This is a genomic window from Microcystis sp. BLCC-F210 (genome assembly GCF_042134685.1).
Classification (GTDB): domain Bacteria; phylum Cyanobacteriota; class Cyanobacteriia; order Cyanobacteriales; family Microcystaceae; genus Microcystis; species Microcystis aeruginosa_D.
This window is the reverse complement of record NZ_CP169647.1, coordinates 3,492,810-3,505,075: the sequence shown is the minus strand read 5'-3', so window position 1 is coordinate 3,505,075 and position 12,266 is coordinate 3,492,810. Positions and strand designations below refer to the sequence as shown.

The following is a 12,266-nucleotide window of genomic DNA, read 5'->3' as shown; positions in this document are numbered from 1 at the left end:
TTTGCTTGTCCATCAGTGAAGATAAATATCGTCGTCTGCGTCAGGAATTAATCGGGGGAATTTTTGCCCTGATCGTGGTGTTTTTGCTCGGTACGCTTTGGTATCATCTGATCGAGGGTTGGAGTTTGCTAGATTCGGCCTATATGACGATTAGTACCCTCGCTACCGTCGGTTTTGGCGAAATTAATCCCCTAGGTGAACGGGGACGACTATTCACGATGGTTTTGATTATCATGGGAGTAGTCAGCATCGGTTATATTGTTAATCGCTTGACCGAAGCTTTAATTCAAGGCTATTTTCAAGAGGGACTCAAACAGAGACAGGAGAAACGTTTGATCGATCGACTATCGGAACACTATATTATCTGTGGTTTGGGTCGCACAGGCAGACAGGTAGCGATCGAATTCTACGCGGAAAATATTCCTTTTGTAGTTATTGATACAGACCCCCTACAGGTAAATCGGGCCAAAGAATTAAATTATATTGTTGTTCAAGGAGATGCTACCTTAGATAAATCTTTACAAATGGCAGGAATTGAACGCGCTATTTGTATTGTGGCTGCTTTAACTTCCGATGCGGAGAATTTATATACAGTTTTGTCTGCTAAAACTCTTAATCCGAAAATTCGCGCCATTGCTAGGGCCAGTACCGAGGAAGCAGTACAAAAATTACAACGGGCCGGGGCCGATGCGGTGGTATCTCCCTATATTACCGGTGGGAGAAGATTAGCGGCTGCGGCCTTACGACCCCAGGTGATGGATTTTGTGGATGGGATTTTAACTGGAACCGATCGATCGTTTTATATGGAGGAATTTTTAATCGATCCGAGGACTTGTCCCTGTGTCGGTTTAAGTCTTAGTCAAGCACATTTAAGATCTCGATCGGGGGCGTTAGTTTTGGCTATACGTCGTGCTGATGGTACGCTAATCGGGGGACCGACTGGCGATACGGAATTAATGGCTGGAGATCTGTTAATTTGTATGGGAACGGCCGAACAATTACGCAGTTTAACTCAGATTTTAATCCCTATGCGATCGGATGGTTTACGTTTACCGAAGCATTAGTTAAAGAATCGATAAAAAATCTACTGGTAGCATTGCGGGAACAGGGGAAACAGCAAAATCTCTTAGGTTTCGCGTTATGATTATTTCTAGCTTTTCTGATTCAGCAACGGCACTGGTAACGGCATCTTCAAAATCTTTCATCTGACTTGCCAATGCTTGCCTAATTATTGCATCTGTCACCCTAGCAACTTGCAAATTCTCTAGAAGACTTATCACCAATTTTCTTGAGCTTTCCCTTCCGTTTTGTTTAGACAAAATATAATAAATATTAGTGACGGCATGGCCAGAAATATATGCTTGAGTTTTACCTGTCTTAACTGTATTTAATGCTTGTACAGATGCTTGAAAATGTGGTTCACGCTTACCCAAAACATCTAGCAATACATCACTGTCGAATAGGACTCGTTTCACCGATACTTCTCCACTAAATAATCAATATACGATTCTTTTGGGTCTTCTGGTCCTAAATCGACAACCCCCACTAAGTCTCTTGTCCAAGGATCAAGATCGCTTAAATCATCTGTTAGGGAATGAGAAGTAGTTTCTGAGGATACATTCCTAGGATTAAATCGCTCTTCAATTCTTAAAATTATTAAACTACTATAAGCTCTCAATTGGGTGACTAAAGATTTGTCAGTATCTTGGAAATATTCGGTTATAGTACGATTAGAAACCGATAGAGCATTTTTAGCTCCCTGGTAAATTTGCTCTAGTTCTGAATCGGCAAACATATCAATAAACACATCTATGGTTTCCGAGAGAAGGTGTAAACCTTCCACCACTCTGATTAAATCGTCTTTTTCTTTACCCGTTTTTCCCTCATTGATCTGAGCAAGGCCGATAAATAATTGATTATAGGCAATTACTCTATCGGTAAATTCATTGATAATCTTAATCAAATTTATTGCCGAACCCTCATTCTTATAGTGTTTCCATACCTGAAACCATAGTTGATTAATTAGCCCAAATATATCGGCTCTTGCTTGATAAGTTTTAGAGTTATCCTTAACCTGCTCAAATAAAATTTGAGTTTCTTGTAGTACATTATCCAGTATGATTCGATCAGAATCGGTGACAATCTGATTGAGTTTATCTGTAATATCTTGCAGATTTTCTAACAAAAATTGTCCTAAATTTTCCCGTTCGACTGAAGTTTGCAGACTATTCATCATATTTACCTCTCCTAAGACTGACGATCAAACAGAAATGAGTAGCCAAAATAATCAGCCCTAAACCTACATTGTAACGATTTTGGGGTCTAAATCCTGTTTAAAAGGTATAGGAGAGGGGGAATTATAAATTATGAAGTGGGGAAGTGGGGAAGTGGGGAAGTGGGGAAGTGGGGAAGTGGGGAAGTGGGGAAGTGGGGAAGTGGGGAAGTGGGGAAGTGGGGAAGTGGGGAAGTGGGAAGAATAAATAAAAATAATCTCCTGTCTCGGAGTCTCCTGACTCGAAGACTACTAACTTCTTACTCCTCAATCTAACATCTGTGAGGAATTGAGAAATTGGGGATGAGATGTTAGTACAATCGGGGAATAGTAAAGGAAAAACCCCTATTTACCATGAGTCAAAATCCCAATTCTTCCTCACGACCGCTGCAACCGCTGCCAGTTCCCTCCATGCCGATGCCTCCCTCAGAGTTAATCACGGGAAGCAGCACAGAGATTACTCAAGAAATAAACCAAAAGGTGGCGATTAAAACCCAAAATATGCCAGATATGCTGCAAAATGGTCAAATTTCTGCCCCAAGTTCCCTCCAGAATCGCGGTCCTGGTCAGGCTGCTTCTTCCCAAAACCCACCCCGGCCCGGTCGCGCTCCCAATCAACCCACCCTAGAACATTTAATCCGAATGGCCTTTGATCGAGGTTATTCGGACGTTCACCTGGGAGTTGGAGAAAAACCCCGGATGCGGGATCGTGGTGAAATGATTATTCTCGACTATCCCGAAGTTGACATCAACACTTTTTATAGTTGGTTACGGGAAATTTTAGGGGAAGAAGAAATCCTTCGCTTTAAAAAAGATCTGGAATTTGACGGTGCGACTCAGTACGAATTTGCTAGAGTGCGGATTAATATCTTTGAAAGTCTGCGCGGTCCGGGGATGGTTTTGCGTCTAATTCCCATGAAAATCCTCACTATGGAACAATTGCGCTTACCAGCGGTGTTCCGGGATGTGTGCGATGTGCATAAGGGATTGATTTTAATCACTGGTCCGACGGGTTCAGGGAAATCCACCACCCTCGCAGCCATGATCGATTACATCAATAAAGAAAAAGCCAAACATATTATCACCATCGAAGATCCGATCGAATTTGTCCATCAAAGTCGTCGCAGTTTGATCAAACAAAGGGAAGTGGGAATGCACACCCATGAGTTCGATAATGCCCTAAAAGCCTCTTTGCGGGAAGACCCAGATATTATTCTGGTGGGGGAGATGCGGGACAAATCCACCGTTAATACTGCCCTGAAAGCTGCCCAAACCGGTCACTTAGTCATGGGAACCCTGCACACCAACAGCGCCGTTAAAACTCTGGAGCGGATTTTAACTCTTTATACCGCCGAGGAACGGGAATCGATGCGGGTTGCGATCGCAGAATCCTTGGTTTGTATTATTTCCCAGGGTTTATGTCGTACCACCGACGGTAAACGGGCTGCTTTTCACGATATTCTCGTCAACACAGAAACCGTCAAAGATTACATTCGCAGCGGCAAAAATGACGAAATTATTGAACTAATGAAAGAGGGCGAATATGATGGCATGATTACCAGTAATCAATCTCTGTTTAACCTCTATCAAGAGGGACGGATTACTGAGGAGGTGGCCCTAGAAATGTCCCCAGTTCCCAATGAAATAGCGATGATGTTGCGGGGTAGAATCTAGAAAAACCCTGAAGGAAATCCTTGAGGGGTCAAGAGTTTAGTAGTCTAAAAAAATAGAAGCTCCTATTTGTTCTCTAGGGGAACCCCTCAAGTGACCACTTCCGCGATTGTGTTGCCCGATATTTTTAAAGGCATCGCCCTGTTTACCCCCGGGGGCGACCTGATTTACTGTATAGATCCTGATAAACAAACTCATTGGCATCTGAATCTCTGCACTGCTCTCCAGTCTGCTTTAGGGTTGCCAGAACCCCCCCATTTTCTAGTTCCTAGTTTTACCGCTACCATCGATCGCTGGCGAGATCCCTATAGTCACCGTATTCATACTAGAGCCGAAGTCTATCCCCTTGTCCGTCGCTATCAGCCTTTATTAAATGCTATTTTCGCCACGGACGATCGAGATTGGTTTACTGTACCTTGGCAGGAACAATCCTCTAATCCCACTATCTTAGAAACCTATCGTCAGCAGTTTCCCCAACTTTGGCAATCCCACGATCTGATTCTCCGTTATCAGGAGCGCCCGCCAACCACTTCAGGGATTACTGCTGACTCTGACTACACTAACCCTAGTCCCAAGGGTTATGTTTTGCGGTTATTTGTCTCCGGTAATAATGCCAATACTAAACACACCCTAGAATCGATCCATCAGCTTCTAGAGCGAGAATTACACCATCCCTATACTCTAAAAGTGATCGATATCTCTAAGCATCCAGAACAAGCGGAATCTAATCATGTCTCTGCCATTCCCACTTTAGTCCGGGTTTGGCCGCAACCAGTGAAACGCATCATCGGCGAATTTGAGGATTTACCGCGAGTATTACAGATTATCGCCACTGCTTAGGGTTTAAAGACTTCTGACTCAATCCCCCGCCACCATTCACCCAATTTCATTAAGTCTTGCTGAATATCACCCAATTCTTGGATATATTCCTGTTGGGAAAGACTGGCGCGACGTTCTTGCAGTTTTTTAAGACGTAATTGCACCAACAGCCAAGGCTTAGAAATACCGTTAGTTTCTTCAATATAGCGAGCAATATCCTGACTATCCATAGTTTTTACTGTTATTGTCCTATATTTTGTCAAATTAAGCCGAGACTCCTTTTTTTACTTGCAGAAGATTATGTTTGATTTTAGCCACTATTACCCCTACACCGAATTAGTTTCTTTCCTGAAAAACCTAGCTTCATCCTATCCTAATTTAATTAGCCTCACCTCGATCGGTAAAAGCTACGAAAATCGAGATATATGGTTAACTACCCTAACAAATCAGGCCACAGGCTCCTATTTAGAAAAACCTGCCTATTGGATCGATGCTAACACCCATGCGGGGGAAGTAACAGGCTCTGCTGTCGCTCTCTACACTATCTCCCATCTTTTGCACCAATACGGTCATAATTCCCAAATTACCAGACTTCTTGACCATTACACTGTCTATATTTTGCCGCGATTAGCCGTGGATGGAGCGGAAAAATATCTCACCACTCCCTATCTGTTACGATCGAGTATTCGCCCCTATCCCCACACAGATGAGAAACCGGGGCTATATCCTGAAGATATTAACGGCGATGGTTTAATCCTACAAATGCGCCAAAAAGATACCTGTGGAGCTTGGAAAATTTCTGACCAAGATCCTCGCATTATGGTGCGTCGCGAACCAGAGGAATTTGAAGGAACTTTTTATACTTTGCTCACCGAAGGTTTAATCCGCGATTACGATGGCTATAATTTTACCACTGCCCCCACCCTAGAAGGTTTAGATTTTAACCGCAATTATCCCGTTTATTGGGTTCCCGAAGGGGAACAACAAGGGGCCGGAGATTTTCCTTTTTCCGAGCCAGAAACCCGTGCAGAAGCCGAATTTTGGGCAAATAACACCAATATTAATGGCTTCGTTACCTATCATACCTATTCGGCAGTAATGTTGCGTCCCTATAGCACCCATCCCGATGAATATTTCCCCGTGGAAGACTTAGAAATGTATAAATATATTGCTGATAAGGGAAAAGCAATGACTGGTTATGAATGCGTTTCTGTCTATCACGATTTTCGTTATCATCCCAAAGAAGTGACTAACGGTGCCATGGATGATTACGGTTACGATCATTTTGGTTGGTATGGTTTTACGGTGGAGTTATGGGATGCACCCACCCAAGCAGGAGTAAAAAAAGATGATTATATTCAATGGTTTCGCTGGCATCCTTTGGAAGATGAATTGAAGTTACAGCGTTGGAATGATGAGAATTTAGCGGGAAAGGGTTTTATTAATTGGCAAAGTTTTGATCATCCCCAATTGGGAGAGGTGGAAATTGGCGGTTGGGACTTTAAAAATGTCTGGCAAAATGCCACAGAAAAGTATTTACCAGATTTATGTGAGAAACAATGTCAGTTTACTATTGCCCATGCTTTAATGTCACCTCTTTTAGCTATCTGTCGTCTTGATCTTAAGTCGGAGGGAAATGGCATTTATCATCTAGTTTTACAGTTAGAGAATCAGGGATTCTTGCCCACTTATACCAGTAAAAAAGCACTGGAAAGAAAGATAGTTCGTCCCATTCAAGTCAAGTTAAATTTAGCCGATGAGGTGAGTTTAATAGTGGGAAAATTAGAGCAGGAAATGGGTCACTTAGAAGGGCGATCAAACAAAGTATATAGTAGTCTCGCTCACGGTTTAGATTATCGCTGTACGGTGGAATGGGTAATTAAGGGAGTTTCTGGTCAAGAAATCGAGGTTATTGCTATAGCAGAAAGAGCAGGAACAGTTAGACAAAAAGTAATTTTATAGAGCTATTTCGTTCGATAAAATTGTTAAATAAGTCTCGTTGGATTCCGTGGGTAAAACTCGTAGTTTTTGGCTGCGAAGATCTGGTTCTAATCCCAAAGCTTCTAAAGGAATTACTCCTAATAAGTTGTTTTGACCTCCGGGTAATTCTAAACATTCAAAAGTCCCTTCTCGTCCCGCAATAATCAAGGTGGCATCACGAAAAATTCTCGCCTTTCCTATGCCTTTAGCTGTAGCAACATCTACTTCTTTTAAAAGCTGTAAACCCAAGCGGGAGATTACTTCTGACACCAGACAAACAGTAGTTGCTCCCGTATCAATCAAGACATTTTCTAGGGTAAGAGAACGAATTTGATCGGGAGAAATTACAGCCGCCGCTGCTAGAATTTGATCCGCTCGATTGATAACTGTAATGCTGGTGTAGATTTTGCCCATATCTTCTGCAATAATTGCTGGATTAACCATCATATTACCCTCAATTGTACCCCTAAATTATACCAGAATAACTGCTAACAACAATTTTAATTATTAATCCGGCCATCGGGCATAATTGCACCACGGAGGTTAACTCCCATCAGATTAGCACTCATCAACTCGGCACGAGTTAGATTAGCATTACTTAAATCAGCACCAGTGAGATTTGCTCTAGCAAAGAAAGCATCGACTAAATCAGCTTCGCTAAAATTAACTCCCGAAAGATTAGCCCTTCTTAAGTCAGCATAGTTCATTCTTGCCGCTTGAAAATTAGCTTGACTAAGATTAGCTCGATCGAATTTTATTTGAGTCATAATTGCACTATGGAAATTAGCCCCCATTGCCTCCGTATCGCTCATTTTTGACCGCACTAAATTGGCTCCCGCTAGATTTGCTCCCATTAAATGCGCCCCGGTCAAATTAGCATCAGTAAGTAAAGTGTTTTGGAGATTAGCATTAGTTAAATCCGCTTTTCTAAGGTCAACATTGCACAAATTAGCTTCCTTTAAATTAGCTCCTACTAAATTAGCTCGCACCAGATCAACCCCTTTCATATTAGCCCCTTGTAGGTCGGTACGATAGAGATTAGCACCTTGTAAATTGGTATTATTATTTTTCTTCTCCTGACGCATATTTGTTCCTCGCAAACAAGCACCCGTGAGGTTAGCACCACTTAAATTAGCCCCCCGTAAATCCGCCCCGATTAAGTTAGCATCCAGTAGAATAGCTAGGGTTATATCAGTATTACAAAGATTAGCCCCTTGTAGCAGCGCTCCGTGTAAATTGGCACTACGTAAATCTGACCCATTTAAGTCAGCTTGGTTGAGACTAGCACCGCTTAAATTAGCCGCCACGAGATTAGCTTGAGCGAGATTAGCCCGGTTAAGATAGGTAAAGATAAGATTAGCTCCATGTAGATCTGCTTCATTTAAAATAATGCCAATTAAGTCAGCACCAACTAAATTAACTCCTGGTAACTTTAAGCCACTAAATTTAGTTTCTCCTGCGGCATAACGAGCAATTAATTCGTTGGGTTTCATAGGTATAATATCCAGAGAATTTGGCTAAAAAATTAAAGAATTTTTTGTAAAGCTTGCACCAGAATACCCGCAGTTTGAACGTTAGCATCCGTATCCATTTGGGTTTGAGCAATATTGTATAGTTGAATTTCGATATCCTTGAGAGATTTCCCACTTTCGATGAGTTGTTGTAGTAAATCTTCTAGGGTATAACTTCGCAGAGTTGACCAATCTTGACCGCTCCGCTCCCAAGGATAAAATAGGAGCGAAAAAATCAATATTTTAGCTCGTAAAGGATTAGCATACTGGAAAATTTCTAAACGAATTTCAAAAGGATCGTAGGCAGGAATTTGTGAGAAATTACTGGTATTGTTATTTAAGGAATCTGGCTCGGCAAATTGCAATTCCATAACTAATTGCGGTTCATTTAAATCGATGCCTGAAGAGGCAGAATTTACAGGTTCACTTCTAGAGGGGGAGAAAGATGCAGTTTTAGATGCATAATCACAATTATTATTTAGATCAACTATTTGATTGTTCAAGATTTGAATTTTTGAATTATTATCCTCTTCTTCGTAATTGTTATCATTATCGTAGAGAGGCTCTAGCTGAGTAAGAATAATATCAGCTAGAGTTAGATAGAGAGCTTTTTTATTAATATTTTCGGCAACTTGGCTGAGAGTTTGTCGCAAGCTTAAAAAATTAGGATTATTTCGCCGAAGTTCTAAAATAATATTTGTTAAGCCATGATTATTGATCAAAGCTTGATCGTTTTCCCAGCGATTTTTAGAAGCGGCAAACATTAACTTTTTAATTCTCGCCGTCTCTTGATGATTTTCTAAGCTACTAACTACCTGTCTTAATAAATGATCTTCCTCGTTGTTGACATCATTATTAACTGTGTCAAAGCTAGGGTTAACTTTTGGTTCTACTGTTAATAATTGATTGTTGTAGGCATCAGCAATATTACTATATAATTTACTTGTTTGCTCGATAATAACCGTGGCTACTTCCGTATAAATTTCAGGCCGATTGAGGCTTTTAACTAATTGATAAACAGAAAAAGTTAATTGTTCTTGACTGGTTCTAATTTGCAGCAACTCCTTCATCAAGTCTTCCATAGTTACAGGGTTTAAAATATTAGGATCATTTTCCCAATATTTTCTACAGATACAAAAGATTAATTTTTTGATCCGTAATTTTTCTTCATGTCCGTCGAGATAGCGAACTACGTTATTAAAAACGTCGATGGATAATTGCATATTAACCTCTGATCCGAGAAAGGAGCCAGTCCTCGCACTCCCCTACTATAGCGGTAAGTAGTCGTGCAAAATTAATTTCCTAGTAAAGATTAGGCAAAAGGCAAGAGGCAAAAGGCAAGAGGGGGTTAGATATGTGTAATTAATTTTGCTTAGGTACTTATGCTATTAGTCCCTAGCAAGTCAGCTTGCTAGAATATATAACTTATTCCTCGCTTTTAGTGCTTGAAAATATCCTAACCTAAAAGCGGGGTGCTATTGAGTTGGGGTTGCTGCATCTGGTCTATCTTCCTCAAGAGTACCCCGCCTAATTCCTAAAATTAGCAAAAAATTATTTTTCCCCCTTACTCGTTTTTAGTACAAAAGTACGAGTAAAATCGGAGTAAAGTCTTTAAGTTTAGGCGATCGATGCCCGATAGGGTTAGAGTAATCAGGGAGAAACTGATTTATCGAGAGGCCATATCATCCCATGCTAGAACTCTACCAATTTGAATTATCTGCCTATTGCGAGAAAGTTCGTCTCATCCTTGACTATAAAGGACTTGCCTATAAAAAAAGGGACGTGGTGCCGGGAGTGGGACAATTAGAATTATTCCGTCTTTCTGGACAGCGACAGGTTCCCGTTCTCAAGGATGGTGATACTTATATCGCTGACTCGACGGAGATTGCTTTTTATCTCGATCGCAAGTATCCTGAAAAACCAATTATCCCCACAGATCCCCTAGAACGGGGCCAATGTTTATTAATCGAAGAATGGGCCGATGAATCCCTCGGATTAAAAGGAAGAACCGCTTTTCTCGGCGCTTTTGCCCAAAATCAAAACTTTCGTACCGCTTTTTTACCTCAGGAAACCCCCGGTTTTATGCGCTTGTTGCTGGGTTCCTTGCCGGGGGAATTAATTGATATTTTAGGGACAGGTGTAGGTCTGGGAAAAGATGCTATCAATACCGCCAAAAAAGGGCTACAACAGGATTTAGAAGCTTTGAACCTCATTTTAGCCAATCGTCCCTATTTAGTCGGGGATCAGCCCACTTTAGCCGATTTAGCCGTGGCGGGATTAAGTGTCCTGCTTCAGTTTCCCCAAGGTTCCTATCTCAACTTACCCAAGGAATTGCAAGGCAAGGGGATTCCAGGGTTAGCCGATAATAGCGCCTACGAGGGCTTTTTTGCTTGGCGTGATCGTCTTTATAGTCAATACCGTCAAACTATTACCCCGGGTAATTCCACCCCTCCCATCGATTCCCCCAACTCCATCCAGATCGAATAGCAGCGCTTGACTAGGGTGGTGGGGCTTTTCAGTGATCAGTAATCAGTAATCAGTGATATGAATTAGGGAGTGGGGAATTAGGGAATTAGGGAATTGGGGAATTGGGGAATTAGGGAATTGGGGAATTGGGGAATTGGGGAGAATAAATAAAATAATCTCCTGATGACCGACTCCTGAATTTTGATGACTGATCACTGATCACTGATTACTGTTAAGATTCCCGTAAAACGTAGCCGACACCGCGCACGGTATGAATAAGGCGTTTTTGACCACCAGCTTCCATTTTCAGGCGTAAATAGCGAACATATACCTCAATAACATTTGATTCTCCTTGAAATTCATCTCCCCAGACATTTTCGAGAATTTGATCCCTTGATAATACTTCTTTCGGGTGAATCATCAGGTAGCGCAGCAGTTCAAATTCCTTCATCGTCAACTCAATATTTTTGTTTTTATAGGAGAGACGACGAGTGGCTAAATCCAATACTAAGTCACCGAAGCACAGTTGTTCGGGGATAGTTTCCAGAGGTTGCAGGTAAAAACGGATTAATTTGAGGAAAGATTGTGAATTATAGGGTTTGAGAAAATAATCGTCGGCTCCCGCTTCCAAACAGGCGAGACGTTCTTCCAGAGTTTCTTGAGATACTAATAAAATAATATAAACACGACTTCCCTGAGAACGTAAACGACGACAAAACTTTACACCGGCCTCCCCTGCGAGGAGGCGATCGAGTATAATCATCGCTGGCTGCCAACTTTTCACTTCTGGGAGAGCGCTATCAATGCTAGGCACAATTAGAGGACGATAACCTGCTTCTTTCAAGTCCGCAGTAGCTAGTTTAGCGATATTCTCCTCAATTCCCACCAAGAGGATTGAAGAATTCTGAACTGATGTACTCATGAGTCGGCAGCGGTAAAGAAATAGGAAAGATAGGGAGGCGACTAGCTAATTGTAATTAATTGATTCTTGCCTAACAGATTTTAGATAAAAAAGTTAACGCTGTGGTGCGTTGGACAAAATTACCATTGACAGACCAACCGGTCACTCGATCGGGGGACGACCAGAGGCTAAGATGATCTACAGGGGGATCTGCATAAAAATTTTCTCCACCACTACCCAATAAACAGGAACTCCAATGGGTAAAATAATCGTGACTAAGGCGATAAATGGGAAAATTAGCCATTAATGGCACTCCCCACCCGTCCAGAGCGATTAAAGCTCGAATTTTCACCCCTTGAGCTTGCCAATAATAGGCTAAAGCGATCGCAGTTATCACCCCCGCACTAAACCCAATTAAGGTTAGGTCTTCTCCCGGTGAAAAAGCTTCATTTAAGCAAGAAAAAGGAGAAATAATAATATAGGGACTTAATTTGACCGATTTGCTCCCCAGATGTCCTAAAAAATCCTCCGTCAATCTAGAATCATGAAAACCCGTACAAATCACTAAGGTCATAAAATTAATTAAAAAGCAATGAGGAGTCAGTTATCACTTATCACTTATCACTTATCAGTTATCAGTTAGCAG

At 41.5% G+C, this 12,266-nt stretch carries 14 protein-coding genes; 5 read left to right on the top strand and 9 right to left on the bottom strand.

Going from position 1 to position 12,266, the window contains the following annotated elements; all coding sequences use genetic code 11:
• Positions 1–5: 5 nt before the first annotated feature.
• The gene (locus ACE3JL_RS16860) at positions 6–1,064 is read left to right on the top strand and encodes a TrkA family potassium uptake protein (RefSeq protein WP_002733229.1); all 1,059 of its coding nucleotides are present in this window, start codon (positions 6–8) and stop codon (positions 1,062–1,064) included.
• Here the strand turns inward: ACE3JL_RS16860 and ACE3JL_RS16855 are convergent, their stop codons facing one another.
• Both ACE3JL_RS16855 and ACE3JL_RS16850 read right to left on the bottom strand, forming a co-directional pair.
• Positions 1,065–1,475, bottom strand: coding sequence for a PIN domain-containing protein (locus ACE3JL_RS16855; RefSeq protein WP_271992275.1), 411 nt, complete (start codon positions 1,473–1,475; stop codon positions 1,065–1,067).
• A complete protein-coding gene (locus tag ACE3JL_RS16850; protein ID WP_271992277.1) occupies positions 1,472–2,236 on the bottom strand; it encodes a hypothetical protein in 765 nt (254 codons plus the stop codon). Before ACE3JL_RS16850 ends, ACE3JL_RS16855 begins: the two co-directional genes overlap by 4 nt.
• 390 nt (positions 2,237–2,626) lie before the next feature.
• Here ACE3JL_RS16850 and ACE3JL_RS16845 point away from each other — a divergent pair, with 390 nt between their 5' ends.
• Both ACE3JL_RS16845 and ACE3JL_RS16840 read left to right on the top strand, forming a co-directional pair.
• Entirely contained in the window at positions 2,627–3,946 is a 1,320-nt protein-coding gene (locus tag ACE3JL_RS16845) for a type IV pilus twitching motility protein PilT (RefSeq protein WP_271988513.1), read from the top strand.
• Between the two features lie 90 nt (positions 3,947–4,036).
• Positions 4,037–4,783, top strand: coding sequence for a circadian clock KaiB family protein (locus ACE3JL_RS16840; RefSeq protein WP_271988512.1), 747 nt, complete (start codon positions 4,037–4,039; stop codon positions 4,781–4,783).
• On the opposite strand, the gene ACE3JL_RS16835 is transcribed toward ACE3JL_RS16840, so the two are convergent.
• Positions 4,780–4,992, bottom strand: a complete 213-nt coding sequence (locus ACE3JL_RS16835) for a hypothetical protein (protein WP_002733432.1) — start codon at positions 4,990–4,992, stop codon at positions 4,780–4,782. The two genes, ACE3JL_RS16840 and ACE3JL_RS16835, sit on opposite strands and share 4 nt — an antisense overlap.
• 70 nt (positions 4,993–5,062) lie before the next feature.
• Between ACE3JL_RS16835 and ACE3JL_RS16830 the strand changes: the two genes are divergently transcribed.
• Positions 5,063–6,724: a M14 family metallopeptidase gene (locus ACE3JL_RS16830; protein ID WP_375327966.1), complete on the top strand. Its 1,662-nt coding sequence runs from the start codon at positions 5,063–5,065 to the stop codon at positions 6,722–6,724.
• On the opposite strand, the gene ACE3JL_RS16825 is transcribed toward ACE3JL_RS16830, so the two are convergent.
• From ACE3JL_RS16825 to ACE3JL_RS16815, 3 genes are read right to left on the bottom strand one after another with little or no spacing between them, the layout of a single operon-like run.
• Positions 6,719–7,186: a retroviral-like aspartic protease family protein gene (locus ACE3JL_RS16825; protein WP_271988510.1), complete on the bottom strand. Its 468-nt coding sequence runs from the start codon at positions 7,184–7,186 to the stop codon at positions 6,719–6,721. The genes ACE3JL_RS16830 and ACE3JL_RS16825 overlap by 6 nt on opposite strands.
• A 56-nt stretch (positions 7,187–7,242) precedes the next feature.
• The gene (locus ACE3JL_RS16820) at positions 7,243–8,235 is read right to left on the bottom strand and encodes a pentapeptide repeat-containing protein (protein ID WP_271988509.1); all 993 of its coding nucleotides are present in this window, start codon (positions 8,233–8,235) and stop codon (positions 7,243–7,245) included.
• A gap of 32 nt (positions 8,236–8,267) precedes the next feature.
• Complete coding sequence (locus ACE3JL_RS16815; RefSeq protein ID WP_375327965.1) at positions 8,268–9,476, bottom strand: hypothetical protein; 1,209 nt, start codon at positions 9,474–9,476, stop codon at positions 8,268–8,270.
• A gap of 466 nt (positions 9,477–9,942) precedes the next feature.
• Between ACE3JL_RS16815 and ACE3JL_RS16810 the strand changes: the two genes are divergently transcribed.
• Positions 9,943–10,740 carry a glutathione S-transferase family protein gene (locus ACE3JL_RS16810; protein WP_271988507.1) on the top strand — a complete coding sequence of 266 codons (798 nt, stop codon included), beginning with the start codon at positions 9,943–9,945 and terminating at the stop codon, positions 10,738–10,740.
• A gap of 42 nt (positions 10,741–10,782) precedes the next feature.
• On the opposite strand, the gene ACE3JL_RS16805 is transcribed toward ACE3JL_RS16810, so the two are convergent.
• The 3 genes from ACE3JL_RS16805 to ACE3JL_RS16795 all read right to left on the bottom strand — a co-directional run bounded on the left by ACE3JL_RS16805 (position 10,783) and on the right by ACE3JL_RS16795 (position 12,194).
• On the bottom strand, positions 10,783–10,935 hold the full coding sequence (locus ACE3JL_RS16805) for a hypothetical protein (protein WP_271988506.1): 153 nt from the start codon (positions 10,933–10,935) through the stop codon (positions 10,783–10,785).
• 16 nt (positions 10,936–10,951) lie between these two features.
• The gene (nblR, locus tag ACE3JL_RS16800; RefSeq protein WP_271988505.1) at positions 10,952–11,641 is read right to left on the bottom strand and encodes a response regulator transcription factor NblR; all 690 of its coding nucleotides are present in this window, start codon (positions 11,639–11,641) and stop codon (positions 10,952–10,954) included.
• A 70-nt stretch (positions 11,642–11,711) separates the two neighbouring features.
• Complete coding sequence (locus ACE3JL_RS16795; RefSeq protein ID WP_271988504.1) at positions 11,712–12,194, bottom strand: hypothetical protein; 483 nt, start codon at positions 12,192–12,194, stop codon at positions 11,712–11,714.
• Between the last annotated feature and the right edge of the window lie 72 nt (positions 12,195–12,266).